Below are 14,859 nucleotides of genomic sequence, written 5' to 3'. Positions count from 1 at the left end.
GTTGATGTCTTTTTTTCATTTTAGTGAACCGATACATAAAGATAGATAACATAATATAGAAGGAGTGTGCGAAGAGATGAACGTAACAATCTATGATGTAGCGCGCGAAGCGAACGTTTCGATGGCAACCGTATCACGTGTTGTAAACGGTAATCCAAATGTAAAGCCTACAACAAGAAAGAAAGTATTAGAAGCAATTGATCGTTTAGGATATCGCCCAAATGCGGTAGCACGTGGACTAGCAAGTAAGAAAACAACAACAGTAGGTGTTATTATTCCAGATATCTCTAATACGTTTTATGCAGAACTTGCACGTGGAATCGAAGATATCGCAACAATGTACAAATATAACATCATTTTAAGTAACTCTGACCAAAATAAAGAAAAAGAGTTTCATTTATTAAATACAATGCTTGGTAAACAAGTGGACGGTATTGTATTCATGGGTGAAGATATTACAGATGCTCATGTAGAAGAGTTTAAAAAGTCTCCAGTACCAATCGTTTTAGCAGCATCATTTGATGAGAACAATGAAACATCATCAGTAAATATCGATTATACACAAGCAGCTTATGATGCAATGAAGCATTTCTTAGGACAGGGTCATAAACGTATTGGTTTTGTATCAGGCCCTTACATTGATAAAGCGGGAAGCGCAAAGAAATTACAAGGTTATAAAAAAGCTTTAGAAGAAGCTGGTATCGCTTATGATGAAAATCTTGTAATCGACGGAGATTACACATACGACTCAGGTCTAGAAGCATTTGAAAAGCTTTGGGAACTTGATCAAAAACCAACAGCAATCTTTGTATCTTCAGATGAAATGGCACTAGGTGTAATTCATGCAGCACAAGATGCAGGATTAAATGTACCAGAAAACGTAGAAGTACTTGGTTTTGACAATACACGCCTTGCATTAATGGTACGCCCGCAGCTTTCAACAGTTGTACAACCAATGTATGACATCGGTGCAGTAGCAATGCGTCTACTTACAAAATACATGAACAAAGAAAACGTAGAAGATCATACAGTTATCTTACCTCACCGTATTCAATTTAGAGATTCAACGAAGTAAGAATAGGAAAACTCACAGGGAATCCTGTGAGTTTTTTTTGTTCTAATGATATAAGATGTAATTTCTTTCATTAAGAAAGTGATTTAATACTAGCAGATGAACCTACGGCTAGCTTAGATGTTGAAAATGAAAAAGTAATACTAGAGTATTTGAAACAATTGAATGAAAAAGGAAAAACAATAGTAGTTGTTACACATAATCAAGATATATTGCCTTATTTTTCGCGTGTCATTCGTTTACATGAATTGTTTTAAAGATAGAGGAGAGTGCAGAGTTATGAGAAGGAATTTTCATAACTCTGCACTTTTCTATTTCTCAAAGCAACTGATTCTTCTTAGTTGTACGAATAAAAAAGAATAACATGGATTATGATCTTAATTATTTTCAATAAACGCCCATAGTTCATCTGTATTACGCAGATTATTATCTATACACATTTGCGCAGTTATTTTGAATCCTGTTAACAAATCATCAATTTGTAAAGTATGATAATTCTCTATATCTCCTGCCCTCTAGCATACTCTGTTTAACAGTACTCCAACATTCATCCCCTACCTCAAGCACTTGCAGGACATAGTCCATGTGGTAGGGAGGGGGCATTCACCGGTAAAATTTCCTACAATTACGAAATGTCATGTATAATAGAAAGAAAAGGTTTGTGAGGGGGGAAGAAAAGATGATCGTTCTTTGGATGATTACGCTTTGTATGACTACTGTTTTTGCATATATGACGTTAAAACAAAATGGTCTAAAGCGCTTTGTTCCAGGAAGTATTCTTGCAGGAATTGCCCTTATCACGTATGTAACTTCTATTTTTATTGAAAGTATTTCAGTGAATTTGAGCACAAACTTCGTATTTGTTGCAATTACATTATTTGCAGGTTCTATTATGATATTAGTGGTTGCCGGTATTATTTTGTTCATTCATATGAATTCGGAAACGCTATAAGATATAAAAAAGCATGTCCTATATGGGCATGCTTTTTATCCGTTCAATTATGCGTTATCTTTTGAAGTGTTTTGTTGTTTCAATAAGTCGCGAATTTCGCCAAGAAGTACTTCTTCTTTTGTTGGTTCTGGAATTTCTTCTACTTTTTCTTTTTCTTCTTCTTTTTTGAATGTTAGTTTGTTGAAAACTTTAATAAATGCAAAGATAGCACCTGCGATGATTAAGAAGTCAAAGATAGTTTGGATGAAGTTACCATACATAATAGCTGTTTTACCAAATGTAATTTTCAAACCTGTAAAGTCGATACCACCCATTAACATACCGATTAATGGTGTGATAATATCTTTTACTAAAGAACTTACAATTTTTCCGAAAGCAGCTCCGATTACAACCCCGATAGCTAAATCAATAACATTCCCTTTTAAAGCGAACTTTTTAAACTCGTTCCACATGTATGATTCCCGTCCTTTCCACGATTCAGTATGAAATTTATAATTCCTATCAACATATTCTATAGAAGTTTATGATAGAAATAAAGGGGAAATGGGAATGAAAGTAAATTCTGAAAAGTGTATCCGTTTCCTTCTATAAAATCCAAATTATGTGATTTATTTTTTTTCGATAGATTGTAATAATGATTCTAGCATTTGTTGGGATTTTAATCCTTCTACTCCATCAACTAGTGGCTTTGTATCCCCTTGTACACAATCGATGAAATGCTGCACAGCATCCTCAAATCCGCGTTGTTTTAATGTTGTTTCCCATGAAGGGGAACCGCTTTGTGTAATGCGATTATCTTGTTCAATCTCTAGTAGGTTCATGTTTTTTACACGAATGATTTTCCCTGTTGTCACAAGTTCGATTTGTTCTAAATTTGTTCCGGCATGGCGATGCATAGCGGTAGAGAGTAATGTGCCATTTGTGCTTGTATACGTATGATGACCATAAAAGAGTTCGTTTTTTTCGTTAGTTTGTATCATATTATGAACAACACGAAGATCATCATCAGCTAACCAGCGTGCTGTATCGACGATGTGTAAATAATCATCAAGCATTGTGAAGTCATATGTATATGGACCAACTTTGTTTGTGCGATGTTTTTCAATACGAATCCATGAAATATCATTTGCTTGTTCTTTTGCAGCAACGTACATTGGAACGAAGCGACGATTGAAGCCAACCATAAGTTTTCGGTTATGTTTTTCGCTTAGCTCTACTAATTTTTCAGCCTGTTCGACAGTGGCAGCTAATGGTTTATCAACGTAAACATCGATTCCTTTTTGAAGAAGTTCGGAAACGATTTCATAATGTGTTGCAGTGGAACTATGGACAAATATTGCGTCACATTCTGAAGCGAGAGTTTGTAAATTAGAGAAGTCTTGAATACGATATTGCTTACAGATTTGTTTGCGTTTTTCAGCGTTTGGTGTAAACGCTCCCACAAATGTCCAATCTATTTCCTTTGTAAGTGTTGGAAGGTAAGCTTTTTGAGCAATGTTGCCTAGTCCTATCATACCAATCCGAGGTTTATTCATATGTTTTCCCACCCTGCTATGGATTTTTATAAGTTGTATAGTTGTGTAGCAACTATACTGTAGCATATGTATTAGAAGGAAACAAAGATTAAAGTTTTGATATACCCGAAGCACTCTTTTACTGCAAGCACTTCGGATGATTATATTACAAAGCCGTTCAGTTCAAGTGAATGAGTTGCAAGAGTAAAAGCACATATCGCTCGTTATGAACGATTATCTGGAAATATGATCAAGCAGCAAGTGATTTAGTACTTGCTGCTTTCGTGCTGTAATGGTTTATAGAAAGTTTTAATAATAGACGAAAAATGATCGCTTTCTTCTAAAAAAGGATAATGGTTGCTATGCTCAAACGGAATAAAGATAGAACCAGGTATACCTTTGTGCATCTCGATAGAATATTGCACTGGACACTGAACGTCATGATTTCCACAAATGATTAATGTTTTTGCTGTAATAGATGAAAGCTGATCTCTTAAGTCGAATTGTGGGTATTCGTTAGCGAAAGCGTTCATCCGACTTACAGCCATTGTTTTATAAATCGGTTTCGAGAAGTATGTTTTATAGCGTTCTGGTTCATATAAAGATAATTTTGTTCGTTCAGCTGATAATGCACTTCGCTCTTCAGGTGTAAGATGAGGAAGTTTTAATTCTTCGATGATGTCTTGCATATATTGAAATTGTGGATGGTCAGGATGGTAAATACAATCTGGTGTTTTTGTATAGTTACTAGCAGCGGCACCGACAACAACTAAGGATTGTAAGGAGGTAGGATAGGTAATTGCATACAGAAGACCAAGCATACCACCTGTAGAATGACCAGCGAAATGCCACGCTGAAAGGTGCAGTGATTCTTTTATTGCTTCTAAATCTTCAATTGTTTCACTCATACTTAATTCATGTTCCGTTGTAGCTTTCGCAGAATGACCAGCATTTCTTAAATTAATAAGAAATACTTGGTGAGTAGAAGTAAAGATTTCAGCAAAATAATCACCAGATTCGTTAAACTCGGAGTAATGATGTGTAACGCATAGTGGGTCACCGCTGCCTTTTATAAATACTTCAAAAATACCACGCTTTGTATGTAAGAGTTTTTGTTCCCACATAAATATCACCTTTCATAAAAAAGAATAGGAGAAAGTCCCCTATTCTTATCATTTAATATAAAGCCTTTTTCGTATTATTCCGAATAATTTCAAGGGATTTTGCCACTGTTAATGCATTTTTTTCTTCAATTTCTGGCTTTCGAGGGATAGGGCTATACATGTTGTTAGGGTCTTCCCATGTGATGGGAAGTTCAATAGGTGCTTGTCCTTTCCAAGCTTCAATCCATTCTGGGGGGAGATAACCTGAGATGTTTTGGATATTGTTCATTTCGAGCCAAATGAGTGCCCATGCTCTTGGAACGACGCGCCATATATCATAGCCGCCACCACCAACGGCGATCCAGCGTCCGTCGCAGTATTCATTGGCGATTTCATGAGCAAGCTTTGGAATTTCACGATAAATTTGCATCGTTGCACAAAGGTGAGTAAGAGGATCGTAATAATGTGCATCGGCTCCGTTTTGCGTTAAAATGATATCCGGTTTAAAGTAAGCTGCGACTTCTTTTACCACGGTACGATAAGATTGTAAAAAAGATTCGTCTTCTGTAAAGGCATCGAGTGGAACGTTAAAAGAATAACTATAGCCAACACCTTGACCGCGCTCGTTTACAGCGCCGGTTCCAGGAAATAAATAGCGCCCAGTTTCATGTAGTGAGATGGTGCAGACGTTAGGGTCATCATAAAAGGACCATTGTACACCATCACCATGATGGGCATCTGTGTCAATGTATAAAACACGCAATCCATATTTTTTTTGCATATATTTTATAGCAATCGAGCTATCGTTATAAATGCAAAAACCAGATGCTTTGCCGCGAAATCCGTGGTGCAGGCCACCACCTAAATTTAATGCATGCTTTACTTGACCTGAAAGAACGGCATCTACAGCTGTTAATGTACCGCCAACAAGTAATGCGCTCGCTTCATGCATATTTGGAAACATCGGTGTATCTTCTGTTCCAAGACCGTATGACATGGCGATTGATCTTTCTAATTTTCCTTCTCCAGCACGTTTTACCACATTTATGTATTCCTCTGTATGAATGAAAGCAATCTCCTCATCTGTTGCCATTCGCGGTGGAATGACTTGAGAAGGGTGAATCAGCCCACTCTTTTCTAGTAAATCGTAGGTGAGTGTAACACGAAGCTGATTAAAGGGATGTTCAGGGCTAAAGGAATAGCCCCGAAAATCATCTGAATAAATGAAGGCACTCTTCATGCCTGCATCCCCATTATGTTTGGCCATAAGACATGATAACCTTTTTGCTCTAATGTTTCGATCACTCTTAGAGGATTCATCGTTTGAATGCGGAAAACGAGTACTTTATCATTCTCATCTCTTGCTGGATAGACGAGAACGCTCACAATATTAATATGTAAATCACTAAAAATAGCAACTACCTTTCCGAGAATACCAGGTTCATTTTTCACTTGAATTTCAATTTGTGAACTTGGCTGATGGGCACCTGTAAGTTTGACGAGTGTATGTAATACTGTAGATTCTGATATGATTCCAACAAGCTTTCCGCCCTTTGTAACAGGAAGACAGCCAATTTTATTTTCAAAAAATAACGTCGCAATTTCCTCAACAAAATCGAGAGGATGACACGTCATTACTGGCTGTTTCATAATTAACTGAATCGGTTGTTTAAGCATATCCATTGAAACTTGTTCATCGAGAATTGAAGGACTTGCATCACGTACATCGCGGTCAGAAATGATACCGACTACGTTGTTGTTATGACCAACAATTGGAATGTGACGAATGCCCTTTGTACGTATTGTTCGAATTGCGGTTTCGATTGTGTCATCTGGGTGCAGTGCGATTACATCATGATTCATAATTTCTTCTACAATCATTCCATATGTCTCCTTTCTTAATACATAAAACGATTTTTAAAGCGTAAACGGTCAAAATCTTGGATGGAATTTGTATCGACGCGGTTGCCGATACGAACCATTAAACAGTTAGCTGGGTGGGAACAAATTTCTGGATCATCTGTTGCCATCCACTCTAGTCCGCCGGCATTCATCATCTTTTCCATTACTTTACGGTATTCCCAAACATTTAAACCAGTTTGTTTTAAATCCCAGTGCCAATAATATTCAGTCGTTAATATAATATAATCTTCCATATGATCATCCATCATCGAAACCTCTAATAGATTTTTTCCAACCGAGCATCCGCGAAATGCGGGAATGACTTCAATTGCTCCGAGTTCAATTAAGTTTTCCATGTTTCCTTCTGACCATCGTTCTAGCGGATCAGGATATAAATATGTAACATATCCGACAATTGTTTGGTCATGTCTTGCGATAATGAGACGAGCTTCTGGTAATTTAGAAATTTCGACAATCGCTTTATATTGTTGATCAGCGGGACGAAAGGCAACTAAGTCTGGATGAAATTCATACATTTCAAGATTATGGGTAGATACAGGACCTTCAATGATTAAGGTTCCTCGCGTTGTTTTTAAGCTTCTTGCATTATATATTTTTTTATGAATCAATGTTTTGCTCACCACCTTGAGGGTTTGTGAATCTACTATATATTATCGTACTTTATAATATATGCGATGTGAATCGAATTTTGTCAGTAAAAATTTGTCTAAAAATCAACAAAAATACTGAAAATTTTAAATAATGTTATTATAATAGATAATAGAATACATAGGAGGGAGATGTAAAGTATGAAAGTAGAAACGCTTCCAGTTATTAAAGGAGAAAATAATTTGTTGAATTATGAAGAAACATATGCAGGTTTCAACTGGGAAGAGGTTAATAAAAACTTTTCTTGGTATGAAACAGGGCGAGTAAATATGGCATATGAGGCAATTGATAAACATGCGAAATCTGATCGAAAAAATAAAGTGGCACTTTATTATCAAAATGGATCGCGCAAAGAGAAATATACATTTAAAGAAATGAAGGAGTTCTCCAACAAAGCGGGAAATGTCCTGAAAAACTATGGTGATGTAGAAAAAGGAGATCGCGTTTTTATTTTCATGCCGCGTTCACCAGAATTATATTTCGCACTTCTTGGTGCAGTGAAATTAGGAGCAATTGTTGGTCCGTTATTTGAAGCATTTATGGAAGGAGCGGTGCGCGATCGTTTAGAAGATAGCGAAGCGAAAGTGTTAATTACAACGCCTGAATTGTTAGAGCGTGTCCCGCTTAATGATTTACCAGCGTTAAAAACAGTCTTTCTTGTTGGAGAGAATGCAGAAGAAGGCGGAAAACTTGTTGCGTTTAATCCATTATTTGAACAAGCTTCTAACAAACTTCAAATCGAATGGTTAGACCGTGAGGATGGATTAATTCTTCATTATACATCCGGTTCTACAGGGAAGCCAAAAGGTGTTCTTCACGCACAGAATGCAATGGTGCAGCATTATCAAACGGCAAAATGGGTGCTTGATTTAAAAGAAGACGATGTATACTGGTGCACAGCTGACCCAGGCTGGGTAACAGGAACTGCTTACGGGATTTTTGCGCCGTGGTTAGTAGGTGGATCAAATGTCGTTTTAGGGGGACGTTTTAGTCCAGAGGCATGGTACGAAGCGTTGCAAGATTACGGTGTAACAGTTTGGTATAGTGCGCCAACAGCATTCCGCATGTTAATGGGAGCTGGCGAAGAAGCGATTAAGAAATACGATTTATCAGCACTCCGTCACGTACTAAGTGTTGGTGAACCATTAAACCCAGAAGTAATTCGCTGGGGAATGAACGCATTTGGTCTTCGAATTCATGATACATGGTGGATGACAGAAACAGGTGCGCAAGTGATTTGTAATTATCCTTGTATGGAAATTCGTCCAGGATCAATGGGGAAACCGATTCCAGGTGTGAAAGCAGCGATTGTTGATAATGAAGGGAATGAAGTACCGCCATATACAATGGGGAACTTAGCGATTGCTAAGGGCTGGCCATCGATGATGCGCGCAGTTTGGAACAATCCGCAAAAATATGAGTCTTACTTTATGCCGGGAGATTGGTATGTATCAGGTGACTCTGCTTATATGGATGAAGATGGATATTTCTGGTTCCAAGGGCGTATTGATGATGTCATTATGACTTCTGGTGAGCGCGTTGGTCCATTTGAAGTAGAAAGTAAATTAATTGAACACTCTGCGGTAGCAGAAGCTGGTGTAATAGGTATTCCAGACCCAGTGCGCGGTGAGATTATTAAAGCGTTTATCGCACTGCGCGCAGGTTATGAAGCATCTGATGAATTAAAAGAAGAGATTCGTCAATTTGTGAAAAAAGGACTTGCAGCTCATGCAGCGCCAAGACAAATTGAGTTCCGAGATAAACTACCGAAAACGAGAAGTGGTAAAATTATGCGACGCGTGTTAAAAGCGTGGGAGCTAAACTTACCAACAGGTGACTTATCAACAATGGAAGATTAAGAAAGAAAGGTCTGAACGTATATTCCGTTCAGGCTTTTCTTTTTTTTGTGCTATCATAAAGGATGAACAACTTATATATACGTGTTAAAGGGGATGCTATCATGAAAACAGAAAAAGAAAAAATGATACAAGGGGAAATGTATGTACCTGCTGATCCAGTGTTAGTAGAAGGTAGGGAGCATGCTCGTATATTAACAAGAGAATTAAATGAAACACCGGAAACAAAATATGAAGAGCGTAGTTTAATTGTAAAAGAATTATTTGGATCAACTGGTGACAACATTCATATTGAATCTTCTTTTAAATGTGATTATGGCTACAACATTCATGTTGGAGAAAACTTTTACGCGAACTTTGATTGCATCATTTTAGATGTATGTCCTGTCACAATTGGTGAGAACTGTATGCTCGCTCCAGGTGTCCACATTTATACAGCAACACATCCACTTGACTGGGTCGAGCGCATAAGTGGTGCCGAGTTTGGGAAGCCAGTAACAATTGGGGATAACGTTTGGATTGGCGGGAGAGCCATTATTAATCCGGGTGTGACGATTGGTGAGAATGCTGTTATTGCTTCTGGTGCGGTTGTAACGAAGGATGTACCTGATAACGTTGTGGTTGGTGGAAATCCTGCGAAAATAATAAAAAAAATAAATTAAGCTTTGAACCAAGTGCCTCCCTCATCTGTATACATTTATGAAACAATAGACGAGGGAGGCCTTTATATGTTTAATAAATGGATGCTTATTTTTGCCTTAATAGGAATTATAGTCGTATTTTCTTGTGGTATGTTATTACCTATAGCAATTGGATTTAAAGTCTCAATGATTACAGGCGGGATAATAATGATTGTTATGTTTTCTATCATTATTCCTTTTGATAAGAAATATATTGTGAGAAAAAAGGGGAGTAAAATTGATTTTACAAAAACAAAAGTTTACTTTCGCTGGAATGTATTTGATACAATCTCTGCCTGTATTGCGGCATATGCTTGTCTATGTGTACAGGTACTTAATTTTTTAGTTTTAAGCGGATTAACAATTCAAAATCCATATGTACAGTTTTTTACGAATCAAGCGCAGGTTTGGACATTAGTCGCAAGTATTTATTTAGTTAGCCGAATCTCTTTAACGTTAAAAGGAATAAAGGAGATTAAAAAACATGGCGCAGATTGGGAGTGAGGAAGAGCTCATGCTTGCGTATCAAAATGGAGATAAGCAGGCTGGAGAAAAACTATATGTTTTGATCAAACCAGCGCTATATAAATTTTTGTATCGATTTAACCGTGATGAGCAATTGAGTATAGATCTCGTTCAAGATACGTTTTTATCGTTAGAACGTAAGAAGCATATGTATGAGATTGAAAAGGGGAAAATTAAAACGTATTTGTTTCAAATCGGTTATCGCCTTATGATTAATAAATTGAATCGAAGAAAAAAGTGGTGCTCTCTTTTACCGTTTTTAGTACCGATTCAGGAGAAGGAGTTTTCACAAGAAGACCGGCTCACCGTAAGAGAGGCAATTTTGAAAGTTCCTCAAGATCAGCGGGCTGTCCTTATTCTTTCTTATTATCATGATATGCCGCAAAAGGAAATTGCAGAGGTGCTTAATATTCCTGTAGGAACGGTGAAATCTAGGCTTCATAACGGCATTAAGAAATTGAAACAATTGCTGGAGGTGGATGAAATTGAACGAAAATCCCTTTGAGAAAGAGTATAAATTGAAACAGTATTTAGATGGCGATCATGTGGCTGTCCCAGATTTTTCAGAGAAAGTAAATCGTTTTGAACGATTGCTGCGTTTTCTTGCCTCTCCAGCAAAAGATCCTGTGGAAGCAACGATTGGAAATGATTTATCGATTGCTTTTCATATGTCGTTATTAGTGGGGGGGATGGGGCTTTCTTTGCTTACAATATTTATTACAAGTCTTTAATTAGAATATGCGAGAGTGTGTCGGTAAAGCGCGAATACAGTAAGATAAGTAAAAACAGTCGATTCCATATATATGATAAGGAATCGACTGTTTTGCATTAGCCTTCATCGCTAGCATCTTTAATGAGTCGGACATACTGACCATTTTTTTCATCTCTAATAACAACTCCTAATTTAGCTAAATCTTCTCGGAGGTATTTAGCAGTATCCGCTTTTTTCTCTTTTAGTGCGAGTTCCCTAGCATGTAGTAATGCATTAATTTTTTCAGGGAAATCGGGATGTCCTAAAGCCCATCTTTGGTATTCAATGTGAAAAGGATCTTTCTCTTCCCAAGGATAGTGGTAATTATGAAGTGCTTCTCGAACTGTACCTTTTTTTGTTTCAATAACGGCTCTGTATAATTCATTACCATTTTTTCCAAGGATAATAAATTGCTTATCTTCCATATAAATTGTTGAAATGCTCGATTTTTCAAGGGTATTTACTGTATCTCCTAATTTTAATTGCAAGCTAGTATAAGAAATTGTAACTTCAAGACTTTCATCAAAAATCGTCAATGTTAATAACATACCAATAATAATGCCGATAATGGAAGCAACAATTGAAACCCATAGACTGTTAAAGGATGTGATGAATAGGAATAACTTTTCCATTGGAACTACAGGAAGTTTTAATATCCAATTTGCAATGACTGGAATGAACCATCCAACCAAACCACCTAATATAATTGGAATGAAAATGACAAGTGTTTTTTCGAACTTACTAAGTCCAATAACGGTTTTGTTATCTCTCATAATTTCATACCTTTCATTTTTTATTAATGTGTATCTTCATTTTTTGAGGTGATTTGAATTTTTCTATTCTTATCACTTCACCATTTCCAATATGGTTTTAATAAGTTCTGCACTAAAATTTTCTAAACTTAGTTGTTTTTGAGGTGATAACAGCGATTCTGATATTGCTCCTTGAATAACGGTTGCAATCACTTGGGGATGAAAGTCTTTAAATTCTTTTGATTCTTGCCCTTGTAGAAGAATGTTTTGCAGTAAGCTATTCTTTAAATCTTCGTCGTCTTCTAATAAATAATAAGGGATGTGATCTGGTGTACGGGCATTAAAAATGATTTCAACTAAAGCGATATTATTTGTTCGGTTTGTAATTTGATAAGCTAAACTCGCTTCTATAAATGTAGTTAATTTTTCTGTAAATGTTTGCTTCTTTACAACTCGTTCATGAATATATGACCATTCTTGTTCAACTAAATATATTAGTGTGTTGTTCATTAAATCTTCTTTGCCAGAGAAATGATAAGAAATGAGCCCTGTACTTATATTTGCTTTTTTCGCTATTTTGGACAAACTTGTGCTTACGTACCCGATTTCCTTTAAAACTTTAATAGCTGCAGTAATGATTTGTTCTCTTCGAGCTTCTGCTATAAATGATTGTTTATTTTCCATCAAAATCCCCCCTAAAAAATTGACTAATCAATTTAAAATTTGAACGTTCAATCAAATTCATTATATATAGGTTTCTCATTTTCTGTCAAATCGGAAATTACAGCAAGAGAGTCGAACTGTAACACCTCTTTTTAACTTTTCATTAGCATAGCACGAAAAAACTTAGGCAGTTCGTATATACCATTTTCTTCGATTTGACACACACTAGCAAATAATGATATAAAGAAAAGTATATAAATAATTGAGCGTGGAAAGGGAGAAGTAGTGATCATTTCCCTGTTTTAGAGAGCTGATGGTCGGTGAAAATCAGCACATAGATGATCGCGAATTACGCCCCTAGAGCATCTTTTTTCGATTGAATCGTATTCAAAAGGGAAAAGACGGTGCTGAGCCGTTATGTGAATGAGGTGGTAGGCTTTTGCCTGCAACTAGGGTGGTAACGCGATAATCAAAATCGTCCCTTATTTGAGGGGCGATTTTTTTATGTTTTCAAATTTCGCGCTCGATTAATTTAAAGGAGAGTATGTAGGATATGGGTATTTTACAAGATCTTGAATTTCGCGGACTAATTAATCAGCAAACAGATGCTGAAGGTTTACAACAATTATTAGAAAAAGAAAGCGTTAAATTATACTGTGGTTTTGATCCGACAGCAGATAGCTTACACATTGGTCATATGTTACCAGTATTAATGCTACGTCGTTTCCAATTAGCTGGTCATCAACCAATCGCACTTGTTGGTGGCGGTACTGGTATGATCGGTGACCCAAGTGGTAAAAAAGCAGAGCGTACATTAAATACGAAAGATACAGTTGCTTACTACACGGAAAGTATTAAAAATCAGCTTTCAAACTTCTTAGAGTTTGAAAATGTAGAAAACCCAGCAACAATGGCTAATAACTATGATTGGCTTGGTAACTTAGATGTAATTACATTCTTACGTGACATCGGTAAAAACTTCGGTTTAAACTACATGTTAGCAAAAGATACAGTAGCATCTCGTTTAGAGACTGGTATTTCATTTACTGAATTTAGTTACATGATTTTACAATCATACGACTTCTTAAATCTATACCAACAACAAGGTTGCCGCCTGCAAATCGGTGGTAGTGACCAATGGGGTAACATTACAGCTGGTCTTGAATTAATTCGTAAATCAGAAGAAGATGCGAAAGCATTCGGTTTAACAATTCCACTTGTTACGAAATCTGATGGTACGAAGTTTGGTAAAACAGAAGGCGGCGCAATTTGGTTGGATCCAGAGAAAACAACTCCTTACGAGTTCTACCAATTCTGGATCAACACAGACGACCGCGATGTTGTAAAATACTTAAAATACTTCACATTCTTATCTCATGAAGAAATTCTTGAGCTAGAAAAACAAGTATCTGAAGCGCCAGAAAAACGTGCAGCACAAAAAGCACTAGCTTCTGAAATGACAAAACTTGTTCATGGCGCTGAAGCATTAGAGCAAGCAATTAAAATTTCTGCAGCATTATTTAGCGGTTCTGTAGCTGAACTAACTGCAAACGAAATTGAGCAAGGTTTCAAAGATGTACCATCTGTAGAACGCAGTGCAGAAGATACAGTATTAATCGACTTGCTTGTTGAAAGCAAAATTTCACCATCAAAACGCCAAGCGCGTGAAGATGTAACAAATGGTGCAATTTACGTAAACGGTGAGCGTACACAAGCATTAGATTATGTTGTAACAGAAAAAGACCGCATTGAAGGTAAATTTACAATTATCCGCCGCGGTAAAAAGAAATATTTCTTAATTCGTTACTAATCAATACAGGTTTATAAAAAAGGCTTTGGGGAGACATACTCCTCAAAGCCTTTTTGTTTTAATCTTCTTTCTATGTTCATACGGAAATCACAGGTGAGGAGTATGATATATGTATAAGATAAAAGAAAGGAGTGGTAAAAGAAAATGTCACTAGAAGCGCTCATCATCTTTTCTTTGCTAAATGCTGGTCAGCTTGCGGAGAATACACAAAGTGATGTACATAAAAATCCTAAAGATGCTTATGTGTATGTGGAGAAACAAGAGGATAAATAAACTTTATTTTATATATAAGAATAAGATAAAAAAGGATGATAAAGATAGCGTTCGCTTTCGTTATCATCCTTTTTTAATAAGTGCTATAAGAACGAAAAAAGCCGATCCAAATGAAGTGCACCCCGATTGTTAGACACAGTCTAACAATCGGAGGTGCACTTTTTTATGGCTAAATTTTCTTCAAAAGAAAAAATACGAGCGATAAGACGATATTTAGAGGGGACTGAAGGTGGAAAAACAATTGCTAAATCTATTGATGTTCACCCCAGTATGCTCTATCAGTGGATTAAACAATATGAATCCTTAGGTGAAAATGCTTTTGAAAAACGCTATACAT

18 protein-coding genes, 1 pseudogene and 1 other annotated feature are annotated in these 14,859 nt (G+C 36.6%); of the genes and pseudogenes, 11 read left to right on the top strand and 8 right to left on the bottom strand.

Going from position 1 to position 14,859, the window contains the following annotated elements:
• Window positions 1-76: 76 nt before the first annotated feature.
• Both ccpA and C568_RS0122600 read left to right on the top strand, forming a co-directional pair.
• Window positions 77-1,075 (top strand): catabolite control protein A, encoded by a 999-nt coding sequence (gene ccpA / locus C568_RS0122605; protein ID WP_018782792.1) that lies wholly within the window; start codon window positions 77-79, stop codon window positions 1,073-1,075.
• Window positions 1,076-1,751: 676 nt separating this feature from the next.
• Complete coding sequence (locus C568_RS0122600) at window positions 1,752-2,024, top strand: DUF3917 domain-containing protein (protein ID WP_018782791.1); 273 nt, start codon at window positions 1,752-1,754, stop codon at window positions 2,022-2,024.
• 47 nt (window positions 2,025-2,071) lie between these two features.
• On the opposite strand, the gene mscL is transcribed toward C568_RS0122600, so the two are convergent.
• Both mscL and C568_RS0122590 read right to left on the bottom strand, forming a co-directional pair.
• Window positions 2,072-2,476 carry a large conductance mechanosensitive channel protein MscL gene (gene mscL / locus C568_RS0122595; protein WP_018782790.1) on the bottom strand — a complete coding sequence of 135 codons (405 nt, stop codon included), beginning with the start codon at window positions 2,474-2,476 and terminating at the stop codon, window positions 2,072-2,074.
• 156 nt (window positions 2,477-2,632) lie between these two features.
• Window positions 2,633-3,559, bottom strand: coding sequence for a Gfo/Idh/MocA family protein (locus tag C568_RS0122590; protein ID WP_018782789.1), 927 nt, complete (start codon window positions 3,557-3,559; stop codon window positions 2,633-2,635).
• 132 nt (window positions 3,560-3,691) lie between these two features.
• Here C568_RS0122590 and C568_RS34380 point away from each other — a divergent pair.
• A pseudogene (locus C568_RS34380) lies at window positions 3,692-3,799 on the top strand (DNA-binding response regulator); the annotation flags it as partial.
• A gap of 5 nt (window positions 3,800-3,804) precedes the next feature.
• Here the strand turns inward: C568_RS34380 and C568_RS0122585 are convergent.
• The 4 genes from C568_RS0122585 to C568_RS0122570 are packed head-to-tail and all read right to left on the bottom strand — an operon-like array spanning window position 3,805 to window position 7,172.
• Entirely contained in the window at window positions 3,805-4,662 is an 858-nt protein-coding gene (locus tag C568_RS0122585) for an alpha/beta fold hydrolase (RefSeq protein ID WP_018782788.1), read from the bottom strand.
• A gap of 52 nt (window positions 4,663-4,714) precedes the next feature.
• Window positions 4,715-5,881, bottom strand: coding sequence for an acetoin utilization protein AcuC (locus tag C568_RS0122580; protein WP_018782787.1), 1,167 nt, complete (start codon window positions 5,879-5,881; stop codon window positions 4,715-4,717).
• Window positions 5,878-6,522 (bottom strand): acetoin utilization AcuB family protein, encoded by a 645-nt coding sequence (locus tag C568_RS0122575; protein ID WP_003201129.1) that lies wholly within the window; start codon window positions 6,520-6,522, stop codon window positions 5,878-5,880. The genes C568_RS0122580 and C568_RS0122575 overlap by 4 nt, the downstream gene beginning before the upstream one ends.
• Before the next feature lie 17 nt (window positions 6,523-6,539).
• Window positions 6,540-7,172 (bottom strand): GNAT family N-acetyltransferase, encoded by a 633-nt coding sequence (locus tag C568_RS0122570; RefSeq protein WP_018782786.1) that lies wholly within the window; start codon window positions 7,170-7,172, stop codon window positions 6,540-6,542.
• A gap of 180 nt (window positions 7,173-7,352) precedes the next feature.
• Between C568_RS0122570 and acsA the strand changes: the two genes are divergently transcribed.
• The 5 genes from acsA (at window position 7,353) to C568_RS0122545 (ending at window position 11,004) form a co-directional block, all read left to right on the top strand.
• Entirely contained in the window at window positions 7,353-9,071 is a 1,719-nt protein-coding gene (gene acsA, locus C568_RS0122565) for an acetate--CoA ligase (RefSeq protein ID WP_003201133.1), read from the top strand.
• A gap of 101 nt (window positions 9,072-9,172) precedes the next feature.
• Window positions 9,173-9,730, top strand: coding sequence for a maltose acetyltransferase domain-containing protein (locus C568_RS0122560; protein WP_018782785.1), 558 nt, complete (start codon window positions 9,173-9,175; stop codon window positions 9,728-9,730).
• 66 nt (window positions 9,731-9,796) lie between these two features.
• Window positions 9,797-10,252: a hypothetical protein gene (locus C568_RS0122555; protein ID WP_018782784.1), complete on the top strand. Its 456-nt coding sequence runs from the start codon at window positions 9,797-9,799 to the stop codon at window positions 10,250-10,252.
• Window positions 10,233-10,778, top strand: coding sequence for an RNA polymerase sigma factor (locus C568_RS0122550; protein ID WP_018782783.1), 546 nt, complete (start codon window positions 10,233-10,235; stop codon window positions 10,776-10,778). The genes C568_RS0122555 and C568_RS0122550 overlap by 20 nt, the downstream gene beginning before the upstream one ends.
• Entirely contained in the window at window positions 10,759-11,004 is a 246-nt protein-coding gene (locus C568_RS0122545) for a hypothetical protein (protein WP_018782782.1), read from the top strand. Before C568_RS0122550 ends, C568_RS0122545 begins: the two co-directional genes overlap by 20 nt.
• 97 nt (window positions 11,005-11,101) lie before the next feature.
• Here the strand turns inward: C568_RS0122545 and C568_RS0122540 are convergent, their stop codons facing one another.
• Complete coding sequence (locus C568_RS0122540) at window positions 11,102-11,797, bottom strand: YqeB family protein (RefSeq protein ID WP_018782781.1); 696 nt, start codon at window positions 11,795-11,797, stop codon at window positions 11,102-11,104.
• Window positions 11,798-11,869: 72 nt separating this feature from the next.
• Window positions 11,870-12,460, bottom strand: coding sequence for a TetR/AcrR family transcriptional regulator (locus tag C568_RS0122535; RefSeq protein WP_018782780.1), 591 nt, complete (start codon window positions 12,458-12,460; stop codon window positions 11,870-11,872).
• A 239-nt stretch (window positions 12,461-12,699) separates the two neighbouring features.
• Window positions 12,700-12,925 (top strand) — a binding site (T-box leader).
• A gap of 67 nt (window positions 12,926-12,992) precedes the next feature.
• On the opposite strand from C568_RS0122535, the gene tyrS reads away from it, so the two are divergent.
• The 3 genes from tyrS to C568_RS31135 form a co-directional block, all read left to right on the top strand.
• Window positions 12,993-14,249: a tyrosine--tRNA ligase gene (gene tyrS / locus C568_RS0122530; RefSeq protein ID WP_003201146.1), complete on the top strand. Its 1,257-nt coding sequence runs from the start codon at window positions 12,993-12,995 to the stop codon at window positions 14,247-14,249.
• 144 nt (window positions 14,250-14,393) lie between these two features.
• Entirely contained in the window at window positions 14,394-14,522 is a 129-nt protein-coding gene (locus tag C568_RS0122525; protein WP_003201148.1) for a hypothetical protein, read from the top strand.
• 165 nt (window positions 14,523-14,687) lie between these two features.
• Window positions 14,688-14,859, top strand: a 172-nt coding sequence (locus tag C568_RS31135; RefSeq protein WP_018782779.1) for a transposase, incomplete at its 3' end; no start/stop codon positions are given.

The organism is Bacillus sp. 95MFCvi2.1 (assembly GCF_000374965.1).
Lineage (GTDB): Bacteria > Bacillota > Bacilli > Bacillales > Bacillaceae_G > Bacillus_A > Bacillus_A pseudomycoides.
Note: the sequence above shows the minus strand (reverse complement) of the source record. Positions and strands in the feature narration are given on the sequence as shown.

Excerpts from the sequence above, each read along its gene's own strand:
- C568_RS0122600 (WP_018782791.1), top strand. The coding sequence starts at position 1,752 with ATGATCGTTCTTTGGATGATTACGCTTTGTATGACTACTGTTTTTGCA.
- C568_RS0122550 (WP_018782783.1), top strand. The coding sequence starts at position 10,233 with ATGGCGCAGATTGGGAGTGAGGAAGAGCTCATGCTTGCGTATCAAAAT.
- acsA (WP_003201133.1), top strand. The coding sequence starts at position 7,353 with ATGAAAGTAGAAACGCTTCCAGTTATTAAAGGAGAAAATAATTTGTTG.
- C568_RS0122555 (WP_018782784.1), top strand. The coding sequence starts at position 9,797 with ATGTTTAATAAATGGATGCTTATTTTTGCCTTAATAGGAATTATAGTC.
- C568_RS0122585 (WP_018782788.1), bottom strand. The coding sequence starts at position 4,662 with ATGTGGGAACAAAAACTCTTACATACAAAGCGTGGTATTTTTGAAGTA.
- C568_RS0122575 (WP_003201129.1), bottom strand. The coding sequence starts at position 6,522 with ATGATTGTAGAAGAAATTATGAATCATGATGTAATCGCACTGCACCCA.
- C568_RS0122535 (WP_018782780.1), bottom strand. The coding sequence starts at position 12,460 with ATGGAAAATAAACAATCATTTATAGCAGAAGCTCGAAGAGAACAAATC.
- mscL (WP_018782790.1), bottom strand. The coding sequence starts at position 2,476 with ATGTGGAACGAGTTTAAAAAGTTCGCTTTAAAAGGGAATGTTATTGAT.
- tyrS (WP_003201146.1), top strand. The coding sequence starts at position 12,993 with ATGGGTATTTTACAAGATCTTGAATTTCGCGGACTAATTAATCAGCAA.
- C568_RS0122525 (WP_003201148.1), top strand. The coding sequence starts at position 14,394 with ATGTCACTAGAAGCGCTCATCATCTTTTCTTTGCTAAATGCTGGTCAG.
- C568_RS0122590 (WP_018782789.1), bottom strand. The coding sequence starts at position 3,559 with ATGAATAAACCTCGGATTGGTATGATAGGACTAGGCAACATTGCTCAA.
- ccpA (WP_018782792.1), top strand. The coding sequence starts at position 77 with ATGAACGTAACAATCTATGATGTAGCGCGCGAAGCGAACGTTTCGATG.
- C568_RS0122580 (WP_018782787.1), bottom strand. The coding sequence starts at position 5,881 with ATGAAGAGTGCCTTCATTTATTCAGATGATTTTCGGGGCTATTCCTTT.
- C568_RS0122560 (WP_018782785.1), top strand. The coding sequence starts at position 9,173 with ATGAAAACAGAAAAAGAAAAAATGATACAAGGGGAAATGTATGTACCT.
- C568_RS0122540 (WP_018782781.1), bottom strand. The coding sequence starts at position 11,797 with ATGAGAGATAACAAAACCGTTATTGGACTTAGTAAGTTCGAAAAAACA.